The sequence below is a fragment of the Pseudarthrobacter sp. NPDC058196 genome, assembly GCF_042882685.1.
Lineage (GTDB): Bacteria > Actinomycetota > Actinomycetes > Actinomycetales > Micrococcaceae > Arthrobacter.
Genome location: NZ_JBHVVN010000004.1, coordinates 317,847 through 337,836 on the forward strand (window position 1 = coordinate 317,847; position 19,990 = coordinate 337,836).

The following is a 19,990-nucleotide window of genomic DNA, read 5'->3' on the forward strand; positions in this document are numbered from 1 at the left end:
CCTGTGAAGGTACTGATTGTCGGCGCAGGTCCGGCCGGGTCCACCGCCGCGTACTACCTCGCCAAGGCCGGCCTTGAGGTCACGGTCCTGGAAAAAACGCAGTTCCCGCGCGAGAAGGTTTGCGGGGACGGGCTCACGCCCCGCGCCGTCCGCGAAATCCAGAAGCTTGGCCTGCCGCACCCCGAGAACGACGGCTGGCGCAGGAACAAGGGCCTGCGCCTGATCGCCGGCGGCCGCACCATCGAGTTGCCCTGGCCCGAAGTGTCCGACTTCCCGCAGTACGGCCTGATCCGCACCCGCCTCGGCTTTGACGAGGAACTCGCGCGGCACGCTGAGGCTGCCGGTGCCACCATCCTTGAGCGGCACAGCGTCACCGACGCCGTCCGGAACGACGCCGGCCGCGTCACCGGGGTCCGCGCAGCGCTCCTCGACGGGAACGGACGCAGGACGGGGGAGACGCGTGACTTTCCGGCCGACGTCGTCCTCGCTGCCGACGGCAACTCCACCCGCACGGCCGTGTCCCTCGGAATCCAAAAGCGCGACGACCGGCCCTTGGGCGTTGCCGTCCGCACCTATTTCACCTCCCCGCGCACCGACGACGACTGGATGGAAGGCTGGCTGGAGCTCCCCGGCCGCGACGGCAAACTGCTGCCCGGCTACGGCTGGGCGTTCGGCGTGGGTGACGGCACCTCCAACGTGGGCCTGGGCATCCTGAACTCCTCCAAGGAATTCGGCAAGCTGGACTACAAGCAGGTGCTGCGAGAATGGACCGCCGGCATGCCCGCAGAGTGGGGCTTCACGCCGGAGAACCAGGTGGGCGAAATCCGCGGGGCCGCGCTGCCCATGGGCTTCAACCGCACCCCGCACTACTCTCCGGGCCTGCTCCTCCTGGGCGACGCCGGCGGCATGGTGTCCCCGTTCAACGGCGAGGGCATCTCCTACGCGATGGAGTCGGCACGGTTTGCGGCCGAGTTCATCATCGACGCCTCCTCCCGTTCGGCTGCCTTGGGCGGAACGTACGACGCCGATGCGCACCTGTCCCGGTACGCGGACTACGTGCGCGGCCAGTGGGGCTCCCACTTCACGCTCGGCCGGGCCTTCGCCGCGTTGATCGGCAAGCCCGCCGTCATGAAGCTCGCGCTGCGGACCGGCATGCCCATCCCGGTGCTCATGCGGTTCGTGGTCCGGCTTCTGGCCAACCTCACGGACCCGTCAGCCAAGGGCTTCGAGGACCGGGTGATCCGCGTCCTGGAATCGCTGGTTCCGGCCACATCCAATGCCCCGCCAGCAACGAACCAGCGGTATCCGCAACAAAAAGTTAGGGTTAACCCGTGACCAAATCCGCAGACCACAGCTGGACGCACGCCGGGCACGGCCTGCCGGACTCCGAACCCAGCCTCAATACCACCGCCATTGCCACGGGGCTTCAGTTGCCTGCCGGTTTTGCAGCCATCGCCGGCGACGACGAACTGGGCCCGGCCATCACCAACAACCTGGCCAAGGTGGAGAAGAAGCTGCGCGAGGCCATCGCCAACTCGGACCCCCTGGCCGATGCCACGTCCCGCCACCTGGTGGAAGCCGGCGGCAAGCGCATCCGGCCGCTGCTGACCCTGCTCTGCGCCCACCTCGGCGACGCATCGCTGCCCGCCGTGGTGCAGGCCGCCGTCGTGGTTGAACTGACCCACCTGGCCACCCTGTACCACGACGACGTCATGGACTCCGCTCCGTTCCGCCGCGGCGCTCCCACGGCCCACGAAGTCTGGGGCAACTCGGTGGCGGTCCTCACCGGCGACCTGATCTTCGCCCGGGCCTCCATCCTGGTGTCTGAACTGGGTGGGCGTGCGCTGGGAATCCAGGCCCGCACGTTTGAGCGCCTGTGCCTGGGCCAGTTGCACGAGACCGTGGGTCCGCGTCCGGATGAGGACCCGGTGGAGCACTACCTGTCCGTGATCGCGGACAAGACCGGTTCCCTGGTGGCGGCTTCGGGCCAGTTCGGTGCCATCTTCTCCGGCGCCGACGAGGCATTCGAGGACATTTTGGTGGAATACGGCGAGAAGGTGGGCGTGGCCTTCCAGCTGGCCGACGACGTCATCGATGTCACCGGTGTCAAGGTCAAGTCCGGCAAGTCACCCGGAACGGACCTCCGCGAAGGGGTCCCCACCCTGCCGGTGCTGCTCCTGCGCAAGGCTGCCGCCGATGGCGACCAGTCCGCCGTCGAGCTCCTGACGCTGATTGACGGCGACCTGACCTCGGACGAAGCCCTTGCCGCCGCTGTTGCCGGGTTGCGGGAGCACCCTGTCACGGCCGAGTCCTGGGTGGTGGCACGCCGCTGGGCCGACGAAGCCATCGCGGCCCTGGCGCCGCTGCCCGACGGCGTGGTCAAGGAGTCGCTGTCCAACTTTGCGCTGGCCGTGGTTGACCGCGCCAGCTGATCTCTCGTGGAGCCCGGTGCCTCTGGTTCAGCCAGCAGGTGCCGGGCTTTTCCTTTGCCTGGCGTTAACGGGATAGCCCCGGTCCTCAACAACCGAAGCCGCTGTGAACCGGGGCTATCTCTCCGTTCGCATCAGACCCGCCGGAGGCGTTTAGCGGATCCGTGAATAGCTTATGACAGCTTTGTCACAATACGCAAGTCCGGTGTAACTGCCTGTGTCAAAAAGTTTTTCCGCTGAGTCTGCCCGCGTTTCAGCGCCGGAGGATGACCAGCATCGGCATGTTGCGGCGGCGCGCCGGGACGGCCGCCGGAACTTGGGGAGTTTCAGCCCCGCGGGTTACGCACATAGCGCGAATCAGGCTCCTCGGTGAGGGCGTCCGTCCGCTGTGCTGGCCTCATGGATGTTTCTCAGTTCCTTCGCAACGCCGGTTCCGTGGCCCGCACAGCAACAATCCTCAAGGCCGGGTTCTCCGACCGGGACATCCGCAATGCGGCGGCCTCCGGTGAACTCTGCCGCCTCAGGCACGGAGTGCTGGCCCTCCGTGCAGCCCCTCAGGACTTTGTGACTGCTGTGCTCGGCAACGGACTGCTTACTTGCGCCTCAGGGGCTCCGTACCACGGACTGTGGCTGCTGCACCCGCCGGAGAAGGTGCATCTGCTGTGCCGGCACGCGGGGCCGCCGCGTGCCGTGGTGCACCGCGGGTCCCTGGTCCCGCACGGTACGGCGGAGCCGGTCGCAAGTACGACTGACATCCTCATCCACGCATTGCGTTGCCGGCCCGGGGTGGAGGCCGCTGTGATGGTGGAGAGCGCGGTGCGGCAAGGCGTGACGACGTTGCCGTACCTGCGTCAACGGCTGCCGGGAAACCGGAATGGAGCCGCCCGCAAAGTCTTGGACCTTGTCGACGGCAGCGCGGACTCGCCAATTGAAGTGGTGGCCCGCATCCTCTTTCGCGCGGCGGGAATCCATACCCAGACCCAGGTCGGATTGCCAGGAATCGGCTACGTCGACTTCCTGCTGGAGGGGTTCCTGATCATCGAGATCGACGGTGCCAGCCACTTGGAGCCGCGACAGGTGAAGAAAGACCGCTCACGGAACAATGCCAGCACCCTCAACGGCTATGCGGTGCTGCGATACGGATACGCGGACGTCGTCCACAACCCACAGAAGCTGCTCGCCGAGGTATGGCAGGTGCTCAGGGGCAGGGTAATCCGCTGAAATTCCCCGGCTTTCAGCCGCAAAGCCGGGGACTCGCGGTCAGAACCGGGGAACACGCCGTCGACACCCCTCAAAGGCGGGGAAATTCAGCGAGGGCCGGCCATGGGCAGCCCGGCCAAAAGAGCGGGAAACCCCTACTCTTCCTCTTCGTCGTCCTCGAAAGCCCACTCGAACATGTCGAACACGAACTCGGAGAAGGTGCCTTCCTCGGACTTCCACTGGCCGCGGGCGTTGTTGCGCCGGTACACAATGGGGTCCGGGACGCCGAGGTCGCCCACGCGGAATCCCCAGGTGAACTGTTCCTCTTCGTCTTCGAGGAACATCAGGAAGCCCTCGTCATCGACTTCGAGCTCTTCGGGGTCCCAGAAGTAGTGGTAGGCCTCCATCAGGTCCTCGCAGCCGCCCAGGGCCAGGTAGAACTCGCGCAGGACCAACGGGATCTCGAACTGGTGCTCGGCGAGGGCGCTGTCCAGCTCCTCGGGGGTCAGGCCGTCTGCTTCCTGCCATTCATCCTCGAGATACTTCGGAACTAGCGCGCGGAACTTCTCGAGGAACATGTCAGTCATGCTCATATCCTAGCCAATCCCGGGCCCCCCAAAATGACACGGAACAGCCACTACAGCCCTGTATCGCCAGCCCGCCGGTGCCACCCGCGTACGGCAAGCGGCGCCTGCCACGACCGCCGCCAGGCCAGGACCCGGAACGTGAAAACCAGGGCCGCGATCGCCGCCGCCGTCAGCACGTTGAAAACACCCAGCACCCACAGCACAGCGGTCAAGGACGAGCCCAGGAACGCCGGCAACGCGTAAATGTCCTTGGGATTGAACAATTCCGGCACCTCGTTGGCGGTGATGTCCCGCAGCAGGCCGCCGCCCACCGCCGTCGTCACGCCCAGCAGCACGGACGCCACCGGGTTCAGCCCGGTGGCCAGGGCCTTGAGGGTGCCGGTCATGCAGAACAGGGCCAGGCCGGCTGCGTCGAAAAGGACCAGCAGGGACGTGTAGCGCTGGACGCTGGAGAACAGGAAATACACGAGCGCCGTCGCGAAGACCGGCGGGAACAGGTATGCCGGGTTGGTGAAGGCCGCCGGGACCACGGCGATGATGATGTCACGGATGACCCCGCCGCCAAGGCCCACCAGCGAGGCCAGCAATAGGGAGCCGACAATGTCGATTTGCTTCCGCGCGGCGAGCAGCGACCCCGAGACGGCGAAGAAGAACACACCCAGCAGATCCAGCCATACCGGGGAGTTGTCAAAGGCGAATGTCATGGGGCGTCCCGGTATTTCAAAGAGGGCGGACAGGGCGGCTCCAACGTTACGCTAGCCCCTATGAACAGCCCCATCATGATCGCCTGCGCCCATGGGACGTCCAACACACAGGGAGCCGCGGAGGTCAACGCCCTGCGCGCAGCCATTGCGGAACTGCGCCCCGGGCTGGAGGTCCGGGAAGCCTACGTGGACGTCCAGCAGCCGGACCTCGTGGATGTTGTGGCTGGCCTGCCGGAGGAGGAGCCTGCTGTAGTGGTCCCGCTGCTGCTCAGTGTTGGGTACCACGTGAAGGTGGACATTGCGCGGGCCGTGAAGAGCCGCCCCGGCAGCGCCGCCGCCGCTCCCCTGGGGCCGGACCCCCGGCTTGCCGCCCTGCTGGACCAGCGGCTGCGTGAGGCGGGCACCACGGACAACGACGTCGTCGTCCTTGCCGCCGCGGGCTCGTCCAATCCCAACGCCGCCGTCAGCGTCGAGGAGCTGCTGGGCCAGCTCCGGGAGCTCCGGTCCAACCGGATCGTGGCCGCGTATGGTGCCTCGGCCAAGCCCTCCGTGCCCGACGCCGTGGCCATGCTTCGGGAGGAGCTGGCAGGAGGTGCCGGGGCGGGGGAGTCCGCGGGAGCGGTCGACGTCGGTGGCCGGGTGGTGATTGCCTCCTACCTGCTGGCGCCGGGCTTCTTCCACGACCAGCTCGCGAAGGCCGGGGCCGACGTCGTCACCGAACCCTTGCTGCCGTCCGCGACGCTCGCGGAAATCGCGCTGGACAGGTACGACGCCGCCGTCGCCACGATGCACGAAACCCCCTCCGAACCTGCCCCGGAATCCGCGCCGGCGGCGCCGGAGGCGGGAGTGTCCGGGGCGGCCGCCGATGCACAGCAGGGTGGCATCTTCAAGGCCGTTCGGCGTTTCGTGACGAAATATTTCCCTAGGTGACTCAGCATTTCCGGACCTTTGTGACGTAAATCGGGGTCGACCTACAGTCGATGCATGACTGATACAGCTCTAGCCGGAGCGTCTGCGGACTCCGCTGCCCCCAAGCGCCCCGCACGCCCGTCCCGACCCGCCGCGAAGCCGCACGGCCAGTGGAAGGTGGACGGCAAGACGCCGCTGAATGCCAACGAAACCTGGAAACAGGAAGACGACGGCCTGAACGTCCGCGAGCGTATCGAGTCCATCTACGCCAAGGAAGGCTTCGACGCCATCCCGAGCCAGGACCTGCACGGCCGGTTCCGCTGGTGGGGCCTGTACACCCAGCGCAAACAGGGGATCGACGGCGGCAAGACCGCCACGCTGGAGCCGCACGAGCTTGAGGACAAGTACTTCATGCTCCGTGTGCGGATCGACGGCGGCGCGCTCACCACCGAGCAGCTGCGCGTGATCGGCCGGATCTCCGTGGACTTCGCCCGCGACTCCGCGGACCTGACGGACCGCCAAAACATCCAGCTGCACTGGATCCAGGTGGAGGACATCCCCGAGATCTGGAACCGCCTGGAGTCCGTGGGCCTGTCCACCACCGAAGCCTGCGGCGACGTGCCCCGCGTCATCCTGGGCTCGCCCGTGGCCGGCATCGCCAAAGACGAGATTATCGACCCCACCCCGCTCATCGCCGAGTTGGGGGAGCGGTTCATCGGCAACCCGCTGCTGTCCAACCTGCCGCGCAAGTACAAGACCGCCATCACCGGCCACCCCAGCCAGGACGTGGTGCACGAGATCAACGACTTCGCGCTCGTGGGTGTCAGGCACCCCGAACTCGGCATCGGCTACGACCTCTGGGCCGGCGGCGCATTGTCCACCAACCCCATGCTGGGCAAGCGCCTTGGCGCATTCGTGAAGCCGGAGCAGGCCGCCGACGTCTGGCTCGGCGTCACCAGCATCTTCCGCGACTATGGGTACCGCCGCATGCGCACCAAGGCGCGCCTGAAGTTCCTGATGGCCGACTGGGGTCCGGAGAAGTTCCGCCGGATCCTCGAGGACGAATACCTCGGTTACAAGCTGGCCGACGGTCCCGCCGCCCCCAAGCCGTCCACCCCGGGCGACCATGTGGGCGTGCACGAGCAGAAAGACGGCAAGTTCTTCATCGGTGCCACGCCGCTGGCGGGCCGGCTGTCCGGCTCGGCGCTGGTCAAGCTCGCCGACACCCTCGAGGCCCGCGGCTCCTACCGCCTGCGCACCACCCCGCACCAGAAGCTCGTGGTCCTGGACGTCGACAAGGACCAGGTGGAGCCGTTGGTGGCCGAACTGGACGCCCTGGGCCTCTCTGCACGGCCGTCGGTGTTCCGCCGCGGCACCATCGCCTGCACGGGCATCGAGTACTGCAAGCTGGCCATCGTTGAAACCAAGATGACGGCCGCCACCGCCGTGGCCGAGCTGGAACGCCGCCTGGCCGACCTCGCCGAATCCGGCCAGCTGCCGCAGGCACTGTCCCTGCACATCAACGGCTGCCCCAACTCCTGCGCCCGCATCCAGACGGCGGACATCGGCCTCAAGGGCATGATGCTGCCAACGCCCGACGGCGACCCCTCCCCGGGTTTCCAGGTCCACCTTGGTGGCGGCCTGGCAAACAACACCCGCGAGGAAGCCGGCCTGGGCCGGACCGTCCGCGGCCTGAAGGTATACGTCGACGACCTGCCCGATTACGTGGAGCGCGTGGTGCGCCGGTTCGTCGCGGACCGCACTGAAGGCCAGACCTTCGCCGAATGGGCCCACGCAGCAGACGAGGAGGCACTCCAGTAATGAGTCCCCAACCGCACCCCAACCTCGCAAGCTCGGCCGGGGACCCCGGCGGCCGTGGGCCCAAGCACGCACTAGGGGTAGATCCGGTGGTTGAGCCTGCCGAAACCCCCGCAGTTGAGCCGGTTTCGACAAGTTCAACCCCCAAGCTCCGTTCCAAGGATGAGCTGAAGGCCCTGGCCGAAGCCGGCGCCGCCGAACTCGGCTGGGACGCTCCCGCCCGCGACGTCATCGCCTGGGTGGAGCGCAACTTCGACCTGCCCGCCGTCGCTGTTGCCTGCTCCATGGCCGACGCCGTCCTGCCGGCCCTTGTCGCTGACCAGATGCCCGGCGTCGACGTCCTGTTCCTGGAGACCGGCTACCACTTCCCGGAAACCTATGCCACGCGCGACGAAATAGCCGCGAACCTCCGTGTCAACGTGGTGGATGTGCTCCCCGAGAACACCGTGGAGCAGCAGGACCGGCTGCTCGGCAAGGACCTCTTTGCCCGCGACGCCGCCCAGTGCTGTGCCCTCCGCAAGGTGGCTCCGCTGCAGCGCACCCTGGCCGGCTACGAACTCTGGTTCACCGGCGTCCGCCGCGACGAGGCCCCCACCCGCACCAACACACCACTGATCGGCTGGGACGAGAAGAACGGCCTGGTCAAGGTCAACCCGATGGCCGCCTGGACGTTCGACCAGCTGGTCCAGTACTCCGACGACAACCTCCTGCCCGTCAACCCGCTGCTTTCCCAGGGCTACCCCTCCATCGGCTGCCAGCCCTGCACCCGCAAGGTGGCTCCCGGCGAGGACCCCCGCGCCGGACGCTGGGCTGGTTCCGACAAGACAGAATGCGGACTACACGTATGAGCACCCAAACCACCAACGAGGATCTGGAGCTGTCTGTGTTGGAAACTGACGCTACTGAGACGCCGAATGCCGCCCAGGGAGTGGCATCGGGCCTGTCGGAGCCGCGCGCTGGACTGATCGAAGATCAGCCGCGCGGCGAAGGGGCGGGGGCGGCATTCGGCGTCTCATCCCGCCTGTCCAGCCTGGACACCCTGGAGTCCGAGGCCATCCACATCATCCGCGAGGTTGTTGCCGAGTTCGAGAAGCCTGCGCTGCTGTTCTCCGGCGGCAAGGACTCCGTGGTGATGCTGCACCTGGCCACCAAGGCGTTCTGGCCGGGCAAGGTGCCCTTCCCCGTGCTGCATGTGGACACCGGCCACAACTTTCCTGAGGTCATCGACTTCCGCGACCGCACGGTGGAGCGCCTGGGCCTGAAACTGGTGGTCGGCTCCGTGCAGGAGTTCATCGACCGTGGCGAGCTGGCCGAACGCGCCGATGGCACCCGCAACCCGCTGCAGACCGTCCCGCTGCTGGACGCGATCCAGCAGAACAAGTTCGACGCCGTGTTCGGCGGCGGCCGCCGCGACGAGGACAAGGCCCGCGCCAAGGAGCGCATCCTGAGCCTGCGTGACGAGTTCGGCCAGTGGGATCCGCGCAACCAGCGCCCCGAGCTGTGGAACCTCTACAACGGCCGCCACACCGTGGGCCAGCACGTCCGCGCGTTCCCCATCAGCAACTGGACCGAACTGGACATCTGGCGCTACATCGAGCGCGAGAACATCGAGCTGCCCGGACTGTATTACGCCCACGAACGTGAGGTGTTCGCCCGCGACGGCATGTGGCGCGCCGTCGGCGAGGTGTCCCAGCCTCGCCCCGATGAGGAAGTCATCACCAAGACCGTCCGCTACCGGACCGTCGGGGACATGTCCTGCACCGGTGCCGTGGAATCGAACGCCTACACGGTGTCCGACGTCGTGGTGGAAGTTGCCGCCTCCACCCTCACCGAACGTGGCGCCACCCGCGCAGATGACCGCATCTCCGAGGCCGCCATGGAAGACCGCAAGAAGGACGGGTACTTCTAATGAGCACGATTTCCGAGATTTCGACAGGCTCAATCAACGACAGCCTGCCCACCACGCTCTTCCGCTTCGCCACCGCTGGATCGGTCGACGACGGCAAATCCACTTTGGTGGGCCGCCTCCTTCACGATTCCAAGGCCATTTTGGCTGACCAGCTCGATGCGGTCGCCCGCACCTCAGCCGACCGCGGCTTTGGCGGCGACAAAGGCGGCATCGACCTGGCCCTGCTGACCGACGGCCTGCGCGCCGAACGCGAACAGGGCATCACCATCGACGTGGCCTACCGCTACTTCGCCACCGACCAGCGCAGCTTCATCCTGGCCGACTGCCCCGGGCACGTCCAGTACACCAAGAACACGGTGACCGGCGCGTCCACCGCGGATGCCGTCGTCGTCCTCATTGACGCCCGCAAGGGTGTGCTGGAGCAGACCCGCCGGCACCTGTCCGTTCTGCAGCTGCTGCGCGTGGCGCACGTGATCGTGGCCGTGAACAAGATCGACCTGGTGGACTTCAGCGAATCCGTCTTCCGCGGGATCGAAGCCGACGTGCAGCAGGTGGGCCGCGAACTGGGCCTCGGCTCGGACGGCATCAGCGACCTCCTGGTCATCCCGGTCTCGGCGCTCGACGGCGACAACGTGGTGGACCGCTCGGAGCGTACCCCCTGGTACACCGGCCCCGCCCTGCTCGAGGTCCTCGAAACCCTCCCGGCAGCCGATGAGCTCGAGAGCCACCTGGAAAGCTTCCGCTTCCCGGTCCAGCTGGTGATCCGGCCGCAGGGTGCCCTGGCCCCCGACGCCGTCGCCGCCGGGCTGGACGTGGAGGCCTACCGCGACTACCGCGCCTACGCCGGCCAGATCACCGAAGGCTCGGTCAAGGTGGGAGACAAGGTCTCCGTGCTTACGCCGGGCCAGTCGCCGCGGACCACCACCGTGGCGGGCATCGACTTCGCCGGTGCCGCGCTGGAGGAAGCCGCTGCCCCGCAGTCGGTGGCCATCCGGCTGGCGGACGAGTTCGACGTCGCCCGCGGTGACACCATCGCCGCTGCAGGGACCGTCCGGGAAGCCTCGGCCGACCTGTACGCCGCCCTCTGCTGGCTCTCCCCGAAGCCGCTGCGCGAAGGCCAGAAGGTGCTGGTCAAGCACGGCACCCGCACGGTGCAGGCGATGGTCCGCAACGTCTCCGGGAAGCTGGACCTGGCCACCTTCAAGCTGGAGGCCGCCTCGAACCTGGAGCTCAACGACATCGGCCACGCGCAACTCCGGCTCGCTGCCCCGCTGCCGCTGGAGAACTACCTGCACCACCGCCGCACCGGAGCGTTCCTGGTCATCGACCCGCTGGACGGCAACACCTTGGCCGCCGGCCTGGTCAAGGACCACCCGGGCGACCACGAGGACGAGCGCTACAGCATCTAGTCCTTTTTCGATTCGCCGGAAGACTGCCGGGCTCGCCGTTCCTGAACGGCGAGCCCGCAGGTTTCCGGCGAATTGGTGGTTAAGGCCCGGAACGGTGGAGCACATGCCGTGGCAGGTGGTCAACGCCGCAGCGCCTGGATCTGTGAAACCGGGCCTCCGGGCGGCCGAATGTGACGCTACATGAACGTGCGTGACCCCCCGTTTCCGCGTCATTGAACGGGTTTGGGCCACTCCCTATGGTGAAACAATGACAAGTTCCAAGCCCGGGATGACCCGCATCGTGGCAGGCGAAAGCGCGGTTCCCAAGCGCAAGCGTGCCATCGAAGCTGCCCTGGCAATCGGGCTGGTCCTCCTGATCGCCGTCGGCGCCATTGTGGCCTCAAACGTCTCCCGCAACACCGAGGCCCAGGCCGCAGAGACGAGCCCCGCGGCCGAGTTGAAGCTGGGCTACTTCGGCAACGTCACGCACGCCCCGGCCCTGGTGGGCGTCAAAAAAGGATTCCTCCAGCAGGCCCTGGGCAGCACCAAGCTCAGCACCCAGACCTTCAACGCCGGCCCGGCCGCCATCGAAGCCCTGAACGCGGGCGCCATCGACGCCGCCTACATCGGCCCCAACCCGGCCATCAACTCGTTCGTCAAGAGCCAGGGCGAGTCCGTCCGGGTGATTGCCGGGGCGGCAGCGGGCGGTGCCCAGCTGGTGGTCAAGCCGGAGATCACCTCGGCCGCAGACCTTAAGGGCAAGACCCTCGCATCTCCCCAGCTGGGCGGCACCCAGGACGTCGCACTCCGCGCCTGGCTCTCATCGCAGGGCTACAAGACCAGTGTGGACGGCAGTGGCGACGTCGCCATCAACCCCACCGAGAACGCGCAGACGCTCAAGCTGTTCCAGGACGGAAAGCTCGACGGCGCGTGGCTGCCCGAGCCGTGGGCCTCCCGCCTGGTGCTCCAGGCCGGCGCCAAGGTGCTGGTGGATGAAAAAGACCTGTGGGACGGCGCCGGGACCGGCAAGCCGGGGGAGTTTCCCACCACCATCCTGATCGTCAACCAGAAGTACGCGGCCAGCCACCCGGACACCGTCAAGGCCCTCCTCAAGGGCAACGCCGAATCCGTGGCCTGGCTCAACTCCGCGCCTGCCGATGAGAAGGCGAACCTCATCAACGCCGCACTGCAGGAATCCGCCGGTGCAGCATTGCCCAACGATGTCCTCACCAGGTCGCTGGCAAACATCACCTTCACCCTTGACCCGCTGGCCGGCAGCTACCCCAAGCTGTTGCAGGACGGCGTGGATGCAGGAACCACCAAGAAGGCCGACATCAACGGGCTCTTCGACCTCCGTGCGCTCAACCAGGTCACCGGTGGCGCCGACAAGATCTCCGCGGCCGGCCTCGGCCAGGACTGACCCACCCACTACCTAAGGACGGCACCATGCCAGTCGTACTGGAACACCTGGGCAAACGCTTCGGCGACGGCGCCCCGGTACTGGACGACGTCAACGCCAACATCAAGCAGGGCGAGTTCGTTGCCCTCCTCGGTGCCTCCGGCTGCGGCAAGTCCACCCTCCTGAACATCATTGCGGGACTGGAAGCGCCGACGTCGGGCGCCTTGGAAGTGCCCAGTGACGGCGCCGCCTTCATGTTCCAGGACGCCGCGCTCTTCCCGTGGCTCACGGCCCGGGAGAATATCGAACTGGCCCTGAAGCTCCGGGGCGTGGGCAAGGCCGAGCGGCGCACCAAGGCCCAGGAACTCCTGGAACTGGTGCACCTTGGCTCTGCCGGGGACAAACGGCCGCACGAACTCTCCGGCGGCATGCGGCAGCGCGTCTCGCTGGCCCGCTCGCTGGCGCAAGACCGCCAGCTGCTCCTCATGGACGAGCCGTTCGCCGCGCTGGACGCCATCACCCGTGACCTGCTGCACGATGAGCTGGAGCGGATTTGGAAGGAAACCGGCCGCACCATCGTGTTCGTCACCCACAACGTCCGCGAGGCCGTCCGGCTGGGACAGCGCGTCCTGCTCCTGTCCTCCCGTCCCGGACGGGTGGTCCAGGAATGGTCCGTCACCGAGGAACATCGAACCGACGCCGGGCTCGCCGGCCAGCTGACCGGGGTCATCACCGCCCGGCTGCGGGAGGAGATTCGCCGCCATGCCAAGTAACCCACCCCTGGTTGAGGAGGAGCCGGTGGTTGAGCCTGTCGAAACCACAGCTGCTGAAACCCGGCACGTCCATGCCGCTTTGACCCGCACCTCCACCGGCAAGGAGGACCTCCGCGAGCTGGAGTCCGGCCTGGATTCCCTGCAGTCCGACGCCGACCGGAAGCACCGGATCGACTGGAGCCGGATCCTCCTTCCCGTGGCCGCCCTGGTGGTCCTGGTGCTGGTCTGGCAGTTCTACGTCTCGCTGGGCGTCAAGCGCCGCGACCTGGTGCCCGGACCGCTGGACGTCCTCGGCCAGCTGGGCGTCCTCTGGAGCGACGGCAAGCTGCAGGAGTCCGTCTGGACGTCACTGCAGCGGGGCGTGGTGGGCTTCCTCATCTCGGTGGCCGTCGCAACCCCGGTGGGGCTGCTGCTGGCCCAGGTGGCGCCGCTGCGGCGAGCCTTCGGTCCCCTGATCTCCGGCCTGCAAGTCCTGCCCTCGGTGGCGTGGGTCCCCGCGGCCATCATCTGGTTCGGCCTCACCGATGCCACTGTCTACTTCGTGGTGTTCATGGGAGCCATCCCTTCCATCATCAACGGGCTCATCTCCGGCGTGGACCAGATCCCGCCGCAGTACCGCAGGGTGGGCACCGTGCTGGGCGCCTCCCGGCTCCAGATGGCACTGCAGATTGTCCTTCCGGCTGCACTGCCGGGCTACCTGGGCGGCCTGAAGCAGGGCTGGGCCTTCTCCTGGCGCTCCCTCATGGCCGCAGAGATCATCGCGGTGGGCGGCACCATCGGCTTCGGCCTGGGTTCGCTGCTGGACCAGGGCCGGACCCTCTCGGACATGGCCGTGGTCATGGCTGCCATCCTGCTGATCCTGGCGGTGGGAATCCTGATCGAGCTGCTGGTCTTCGGCCCCATCGAGAAGCGGCTCCTCCGCAGCCGGGGCCTCCTGTCCGGCAGCACCCGCTAGCCCGCGCCGGCACCCAACCATTGCAGAAAGCCCGACGGCGAGTCCCGCCGTCGGGCTTTCTGCTGTCCTGCCCATCCGGGTCGGAAACAGATGGCAGACTGGCGCCATGACAGCCAGCTTCGTGTGCCGCACCGAGTCCCCACTCCCCGTGGAGCAGCTCTTCGACCGGGCGCGCAGCATCGACCTGCACGTGGACTCGCAGCAGGCATCCGGGGAGCGCGCGGTAGCCGGCGTCACCAGCGGCCTGATCGGGGAGGGCCAGGAGGTCACATGGCGGGCGCGGCACTTCGGCGTCCCGCTCAGCATGACCAGCCGCATTACCCGTTTGGATTACCCGCGCAGCTTCACCGACGAACAGGTGATGGGCCCTTTCAAGGCCTTCCGGCATGTCCATGACTTCGCGGCAACAGCAACGGGCAGCGTGATGACGGACCGGGTGGAGGTCACCGCCCCGCTCGGAGTCCTGGGAACCGCCGTCGAACGGCTTGTCCTGGCCCGCTACCTGGAGCGCCTGATCATCCGCAGGGGCCGGTTCCTCGCCGGGCGGACCTAGGAAGCGTTTGTGACGCAGCGTTACCTTGCGTGAACTGGTGTTGCTCGGCCTTTGTTGGCGAATGTGACGCGGCCCTACCGTTGATCCATGGCAATTCAGGACATTTACCCCACGGCGCTGCGGCTGCTCGGCCGCCCTGTGCTGGTGGTGGGCGGCGGCCCCGTTGCGGCGCGCCGCGCCAAGGGCCTGCTCGACGCCGGTGCAGTGGTCACCGTCGTGGCCCCGGTTGCCTCGCCCGCGCTGAAGGACATGGCCGACGCCGGCCTCCTCACCTGGGAAGCGCGGCCCTACCTTTCCAGCGACGTCGACGGCGTGTGGTTCGCCCAGACCGCCACCGGCGACCCGGAGGTGGACGCGCAGGTATCGGCCGACGCCGAGGCGCAGCGGGTCTGGTGCGTCAACGCCTCCAACCATGAAGCCTCCGCCGCCTGGACGCCCGCCGTCGCCGAAGTGGATGACGTCAAGATCGCCGTGAATGCCGGGGGAGACCCGCGCCGCGCCATGGCCGTCCGCGACGCCGTCGCCACCGCCCTCGAAACCGGCGACCTTCCGCTGCGCCGCCGCCGCGCGCACCGGGGAACCGTTGCCCTGGTGGGCGGCGGCCCGGGCGACACCGGCCTCATCACCGTCCGCGGCCGCCGCCTGCTGGGCCAGGCCGACGTTGTGGTGGCTGACCGCCTTGGCCCGCGCGGCCTCCTGAACGAACTGGCCCCGGACGTCCGCCTCATCGAGGTGGGCAAGACTCCCGGCCACCACCCCGTGCCGCAGGCGGAGATCAACCGGATCCTGGTGGCGGAGGCACAACAAGGCCACCGCGTGGTCCGGCTCAAGGGCGGGGACCCGTACGTGCTGGGCCGCGGCGGCGAGGAAGCCGAATACTGCCGCCAGCACGGTGTGGAAGTTGAGGTGGTTTCCGGTGTCACGTCGGCCATCTCCGTCCCCGCCGCCGCAGGCATCCCGGTGACGCACCGCGGGCTGGCCAAGGGCTTCAGCGTGGTCACCGGCCACGAGGAACTCTCCGAGGTTCCTGCCCGCCCGGACCACACGATCGTCCTGCTGATGGGCGTCGGCCAGCTGCGGGAATCCGCGTCCGCGCTGGGCGAAGCAGGCATGCCGGCCGACACCCCTGTTGGTATCGTGGAAAACGGCTACCTGCCGGACCAGCGCGTCACCATCGGCACGCTCGGTTCCATTGCGGATCAGGCCCAAGCCGCCGGTGTTGCCAACCCCGCCGTGATCGTCATCGGTGACGTGGTGCGCGTGAGCCCGTTCGCTCCGCTGCACTTCAAAACCGCCGACTACGGCACCACCACCCCGAACAGCCCCCGCAAGACCGTCCTCACCACCTAAACCCACCCAACTGACTGACAGTTGTTGCCGTTCTGAGCCGTCAAAACGACAACAAATGCGAGCCAGTTGGGCCGGAACGAAGAAAAGGAACACAGCCGTGTCATCCAGCACCACCGTAGGAACTGCTGCGCGTCCGCTGCGCGTCGCCGTCGTTGGCTCCGGCCCTGCCGGCGTCTACGCCGCCGACATCCTCACCAAGAGCGAGGCCGTCAAGAGCGGCGAGCTGACCGTCAGCATCGACCTCTTCGACCGCTACCCGGCACCCTACGGCCTGATCCGCTACGGCGTGGCCCCGGACCACCCCCGGATCAAGGGCATCGTCAACGCCCTGCACAAGGTCCTGGACCGCGGCGACATCCGCTTCTTCGGGAACGTGGACTACGGCACAGACCTCACCATCGAGGACCTGCGCACCCACTACGACGCCGTCATCTTCGCCACCGGCGCCATCAAGGACGCGGACCTTAACATCCCCGGCATCGAACTGGACGGCTCCTACGGCGGCGCCGACTTCGTCTCCTGGTACGACGGCCACCCGGACGTGCCCCGTGAATGGCCGCTGGAAGCCAAGGAGATCGCCGTGATCGGCAACGGCAACGTGGCCCTTGACGTGGCCCGTGTCCTGTCCAAGCACGCCGACGACCTCCTGGTTTCGGAAATCCCGGACAACGTCTACGCCGGCCTGAAGGCTTCGCCGGTCACGGACGTCCACGTCTTCGGCCGCCGCGGCCCCGCCCAGGTCAAGTTCACCCCGCTTGAGCTCCGCGAGCTGTCCCACTCCAAGGACGTGGACATCATCCTGTACCCGGAGGACTTCGAGTTCGACGAGGAATCGGACCGCCAGATCCAGACCAACAACCAGACCAAGACCATGGTGGGCACGCTCACCAACTGGATTGCAGAGCAGCCGGAGGACCTCTCCGAGCTCAAGGCTTCCCGCCGCCTGCACCTGCACTTCCTGCACAGCCCGGTGGAGATTTACGACGACGCCGAGACCCCGGGCAAGGTGGCCGGCATCAAGTTCGAGCGCACCGAGCTGGACGGCACGGGCAACGCCCGCGGCACCGGCGAGTACGTGGACTACCCGGTCCAGGCCGTGTACCGCGCCATCGGCTACTTCGGCTCTGCCCTGCCGGAGATCGAGTTCGACCACAAGAAGGGCGTCATCCCGAACGACGGCGGCCGCGTGCTGGACGCTTCGGGCGCCCACGTGCCGGGGATCTACGCCACGGGCTGGATCAAGCGCGGCCCCGTCGGCTTGATCGGGCACACCAAGGGCGACGCCCTGGAGACCGTGACCTACCTCCTCGAGGACCGCGAAAACCTGCCCGTTGCCGCGGCACCCGCCGAGGACGCCGTCGTCGAACTCCTCGATGCGCGCGGCGTGAAGTTCACGTCCTGGGAGGGCTGGCTGGCCCTGGACGCCCACGAACTTGCGCTCGGCGCGGCGGCCACGGAGGCCGGCGGCTCGCACGGCGTCGAGGTCAAGCGTGAGCGCATCAAGGTGGTCCCGCGCGAGGACATGGTATCCATCTCCCGTGACGGTGTGTCCGCCCAGGTCTAGGACTTGGGCGCAACAGGAGCCGCGGAACCACCGTTCCGCGGCTCCTGCCATTTAACCCTGCTGCGCTATCTTCCCGCGCCGCCGATGGCCATGAGTTCCAGCCGGCGGAGCGTCTCGCGGTTCCGGGCGGAGATGACAGGATCCCGCAGGAATTTCGGCATCAGCTTTCCCGGCCCTCGGATGGCGTCCTCCGCCATGGTGACCAGGCACTGGCCGCCGCGGTCCTCGAGCATGATGTCCACCTTGGCTTCGCCTACCGGCCAGCCGCGCGCCACGAGTTCCAGGGAGCGGCCGGGTTCCACCGCGGTGACGCGGCTGCTGTCATTGATCACCAGCGGCCAGGCGCCCACGGAGTGGTGGAGCCGGGCTCCGAGCCCTGGCCATTCAGCATCCACGTCCCTGATCCGGGAGGCGCCCACCACCCAGCCGGAATACAGCCAGCCGTCGGCAATGACCCGCCAGACATCGGCGGAGGGGCACTTGAACAGCTGCGAGACGGTGGACATGGGTTCCTTCTCTCTTCGTGGCCAAACCGGGTACTACATGCGGCCGAACCGGGCCCGGATCAATGCGAAAATCCCGTAGGCGATGAAGCCGGCGCCAATCGCCACCAGCAGGGCGGGACCGAACGGATGGTCCTGCAGGGCCTTGAGGCTGCCGTCCAGTCCGGTGGATTCATCGGGCCGGTGCTTGGCGGCGGCCATCACGAACAGCAGCCCGGTGAGGACCAGCGCGATGCCCTTGGCCACGTGGCCGGTGACACCCAGGCTGTCGACCAGCCGCCCCCGCCGGGTGCCTTCAAAATGGAACAATTCCTCCTTGAATCCGCGGCGGAGGCCTTTGGCGATGAAGTAGATGCCAATGCCGAGGACGGTCAGGCCCAGGGCCACCAGGATCCAAGGCCCCGCCGGGTGCGCCATCACGCCGGCACTGAAATCCCTGGTGTTGTCGCCCGAGTCGCTGGGCTGCCCTACCGCGAACCCCGCAAAGCTGAGGCCCACGCTGCCGTACGCGATGGCCAGGAAACCCGACGACACCAGCTTGGCCAGCCGCTCCTTGCGGGGGAGGCTCCGGGCGCGGAGGGTGGCTTCGCTGGCCTGCCAGAGGGCCAGTGCCAGGCAGGCCACCACGCACGCCCACATGACGATGGTGCCGAAGGGGTTGTCCGCCAGGCGGGCGATGGCGCCGGATGGTTCGGCGTCCCCTTGGTGGCCGAAGGCGATGGCGATCACGATGGCGCCTACGATCACATGGAGCAGTGCCATGACGGCGAATCCAGTGCGGGCCAGGACGTCGAGGGCCTTGTGGTTGGACGCGTCTTCGACGGCGTCGGCTGCCTGGCTGAGGGTGGAATCGCCGTCGGACATGCCTCAGCCGTTCATGGGCCCTTCGGCCCGCATTTTCTCGGCTCCCGGGCCCTCAACGTGGACGGTGCAGCGGACCACGAGCTGGCCGGGGGCGTTGTCCAGTTCCACCAGTGAATCGTGGCCGCTGAGGACGGTGAACACCTCGGAACCGGCCAGGACGCTGACGCCTTTGGCCTTGGCGGTTTCCCGGGCATTCCCCAGGGCCTCGCGCTCCAGTGCGTCCACGTAGCCGCTGTCACTTTCCCGCGCGGGGTTCCCGAAGGCCCAGCCGAACAATGTCCCTGTGTTTCCCATGGCGTTGATATTACGCGGTCGGCCGGGGTCCGGGACCGGGCTTTCGTAATATTAGTAAGTGTGCTTAGTATGAGCGCACCATACCTTGATTAGGACACGGCATGCGACGCCCGCGGAGGGCAGCACGCCGGAACCCGTTCACAACGTTAGGAATGCACATCATGGCAGGAAATCTCATTGCGCGTTCAGTTCACGACCTGACGGCGGCAGCATGGTTCGGTGGATCACTGATGGGCGCCATCGGCCTGAACGGTGCAGCGGCGCAGGCCAAGGATCCCGCCGAACGCACCCGCCTTTCCAGCGCCGGCTGGATGCGGTGGGCGCCTGTCCAGACCGCGGCTTTCGCCGCGCACCTGGCGGCGGACCTCGCCATCGCCTGGGACAACAAGGGCCGGATCGCCAAGCAGGACGGCGTGGCACGCGACACCGCCATCAAGACTGCCGTGACCCTTGCGGGTGCCGGTGTGACGCTGTACTCGGGCATCCTGGGCAAGAAGGTGGAGAAGCTTGCCGATGAGGGCGCCAAGGGAGCCACGGAGCCGCAGCCGGCGGCGTCGGACGAGCTGAAGTCCGCCCAGCAGCAGCTCAAGGTCCTGCAGTGGGCCATCCCCGGATTCGCCGCGCTGGTGATCATCCTGGGCGCCAAGCACGGCGAGATGCAGCGCCCCACGAACGTCCTCGCAGGCCTGCGCCGGAACTGATTCACCGGCAGGCACAGAACGGACGACGGCGGGCCCGCCCCCCACAGCCCGGCCCCCCGCCAGGGCGGGGCACGCGACGCCCCCCCCCCC

The 19,990-nt window shown here is 67.6% G+C and carries 20 protein-coding genes; 15 read left to right on the plus strand and 5 right to left on the minus strand.

Annotation, left to right across the window (positions count from 1 at the left end; all coding sequences use genetic code 11):
* Positions 1-3 precede the first annotated feature (3 nt).
* From ACFVVC_RS08140 to ACFVVC_RS08150, 3 genes are all read left to right on the plus strand, one after another.
* Positions 4-1,335 (plus strand): geranylgeranyl reductase family protein, encoded by a 1,332-nt coding sequence (locus ACFVVC_RS08140; RefSeq protein ID WP_387451080.1) that lies wholly within the window; start codon positions 4-6, stop codon positions 1,333-1,335.
* Complete coding sequence (locus ACFVVC_RS08145; RefSeq protein ID WP_387451083.1) at positions 1,332-2,432, plus strand: polyprenyl synthetase family protein; 1,101 nt, start codon at positions 1,332-1,334, stop codon at positions 2,430-2,432. Before ACFVVC_RS08140 ends, ACFVVC_RS08145 begins: the two co-directional genes overlap by 4 nt.
* Before the next feature lie 396 nt (positions 2,433-2,828).
* Positions 2,829-3,650 carry a DUF559 domain-containing protein gene (locus ACFVVC_RS08150; RefSeq protein ID WP_387451085.1) on the plus strand — a complete coding sequence of 274 codons (822 nt, stop codon included), beginning with the start codon at positions 2,829-2,831 and terminating at the stop codon, positions 3,648-3,650.
* A gap of 134 nt (positions 3,651-3,784) precedes the next feature.
* Here ACFVVC_RS08150 and ACFVVC_RS08155 read toward each other — a convergent pair whose 3' ends face one another.
* Positions 3,785-4,216 (minus strand): hypothetical protein, encoded by a 432-nt coding sequence (locus ACFVVC_RS08155; protein ID WP_018760579.1) that lies wholly within the window; start codon positions 4,214-4,216, stop codon positions 3,785-3,787.
* Positions 4,217-4,266: 50 nt separating this feature from the next.
* Positions 4,267-4,920, minus strand: coding sequence for a trimeric intracellular cation channel family protein (locus ACFVVC_RS08160; RefSeq protein ID WP_018760578.1), 654 nt, complete (start codon positions 4,918-4,920; stop codon positions 4,267-4,269).
* 60 nt (positions 4,921-4,980) lie between these two features.
* Here ACFVVC_RS08160 and ACFVVC_RS08165 point away from each other — a divergent pair, with 60 nt between their 5' ends.
* The 11 genes from ACFVVC_RS08165 to ACFVVC_RS08215 all read left to right on the plus strand — a co-directional run bounded on the left by ACFVVC_RS08165 (position 4,981) and on the right by ACFVVC_RS08215 (position 17,538).
* Positions 4,981-5,850, plus strand: coding sequence for a sirohydrochlorin chelatase (locus tag ACFVVC_RS08165; protein WP_387451089.1), 870 nt, complete (start codon positions 4,981-4,983; stop codon positions 5,848-5,850).
* A 54-nt stretch (positions 5,851-5,904) separates the two neighbouring features.
* Positions 5,905-7,650, plus strand: coding sequence for a nitrite/sulfite reductase (locus ACFVVC_RS08170; protein WP_387451092.1), 1,746 nt, complete (start codon positions 5,905-5,907; stop codon positions 7,648-7,650).
* On the plus strand, positions 7,650-8,495 hold the full coding sequence (locus ACFVVC_RS08175) for a phosphoadenylyl-sulfate reductase (RefSeq protein ID WP_387451095.1): 846 nt from the start codon (positions 7,650-7,652) through the stop codon (positions 8,493-8,495). The genes ACFVVC_RS08170 and ACFVVC_RS08175 overlap by 1 nt, the downstream gene beginning before the upstream one ends.
* On the plus strand, positions 8,492-9,556 hold the full coding sequence (gene cysD, locus ACFVVC_RS08180; protein WP_387451098.1) for a sulfate adenylyltransferase subunit CysD: 1,065 nt from the start codon (positions 8,492-8,494) through the stop codon (positions 9,554-9,556). Before ACFVVC_RS08175 ends, cysD begins: the two co-directional genes overlap by 4 nt.
* On the plus strand, positions 9,556-10,965 hold the full coding sequence (locus tag ACFVVC_RS08185; protein WP_387451101.1) for a sulfate adenylyltransferase subunit 1: 1,410 nt from the start codon (positions 9,556-9,558) through the stop codon (positions 10,963-10,965). The genes cysD and ACFVVC_RS08185 overlap by 1 nt, the downstream gene beginning before the upstream one ends.
* Before the next feature lie 268 nt (positions 10,966-11,233).
* On the plus strand, positions 11,234-12,364 hold the full coding sequence (locus ACFVVC_RS08190; RefSeq protein ID WP_387451164.1) for an ABC transporter substrate-binding protein: 1,131 nt from the start codon (positions 11,234-11,236) through the stop codon (positions 12,362-12,364).
* A gap of 26 nt (positions 12,365-12,390) precedes the next feature.
* The gene (locus tag ACFVVC_RS08195; RefSeq protein WP_387451104.1) at positions 12,391-13,116 is read left to right on the plus strand and encodes an ABC transporter ATP-binding protein; all 726 of its coding nucleotides are present in this window, start codon (positions 12,391-12,393) and stop codon (positions 13,114-13,116) included.
* Positions 13,106-14,071, plus strand: a complete 966-nt coding sequence (locus ACFVVC_RS08200) for an ABC transporter permease (protein ID WP_387451107.1) — start codon at positions 13,106-13,108, stop codon at positions 14,069-14,071. The genes ACFVVC_RS08195 and ACFVVC_RS08200 overlap by 11 nt, the downstream gene beginning before the upstream one ends.
* Positions 14,072-14,177: 106 nt before the next feature.
* Positions 14,178-14,624 (plus strand): SRPBCC family protein, encoded by a 447-nt coding sequence (locus ACFVVC_RS08205; protein ID WP_387451109.1) that lies wholly within the window; start codon positions 14,178-14,180, stop codon positions 14,622-14,624.
* A gap of 87 nt (positions 14,625-14,711) precedes the next feature.
* Complete coding sequence (gene cobA / locus ACFVVC_RS08210; protein ID WP_387451112.1) at positions 14,712-15,974, plus strand: uroporphyrinogen-III C-methyltransferase; 1,263 nt, start codon at positions 14,712-14,714, stop codon at positions 15,972-15,974.
* Positions 15,975-16,071: 97 nt separating this feature from the next.
* Positions 16,072-17,538: an FAD-dependent oxidoreductase gene (locus ACFVVC_RS08215; protein ID WP_387451115.1), complete on the plus strand. Its 1,467-nt coding sequence runs from the start codon at positions 16,072-16,074 to the stop codon at positions 17,536-17,538.
* A gap of 65 nt (positions 17,539-17,603) precedes the next feature.
* On the opposite strand, the gene ACFVVC_RS08220 is transcribed toward ACFVVC_RS08215, so the two are convergent.
* The 3 genes from ACFVVC_RS08220 to ACFVVC_RS08230 are packed head-to-tail and all read right to left on the minus strand — an operon-like array spanning position 17,604 to position 19,199.
* A complete protein-coding gene (locus ACFVVC_RS08220) occupies positions 17,604-18,044 on the minus strand; it encodes an SRPBCC family protein (RefSeq protein ID WP_387451118.1) in 441 nt (146 codons plus the stop codon).
* Positions 18,045-18,077: 33 nt separating this feature from the next.
* Complete coding sequence (locus ACFVVC_RS08225) at positions 18,078-18,905, minus strand: DUF1206 domain-containing protein (protein WP_387451121.1); 828 nt, start codon at positions 18,903-18,905, stop codon at positions 18,078-18,080.
* Between the two features lie 3 nt (positions 18,906-18,908).
* A complete protein-coding gene (locus ACFVVC_RS08230; RefSeq protein ID WP_308930182.1) occupies positions 18,909-19,199 on the minus strand; it encodes a hypothetical protein in 291 nt (96 codons plus the stop codon).
* A 161-nt stretch (positions 19,200-19,360) separates the two neighbouring features.
* On the opposite strand from ACFVVC_RS08230, the gene ACFVVC_RS08235 reads away from it, so the two are divergent.
* Positions 19,361-19,900 carry a hypothetical protein gene (locus tag ACFVVC_RS08235; protein ID WP_387451124.1) on the plus strand — a complete coding sequence of 180 codons (540 nt, stop codon included), beginning with the start codon at positions 19,361-19,363 and terminating at the stop codon, positions 19,898-19,900.
* Positions 19,901-19,990 lie beyond the last annotated feature (90 nt).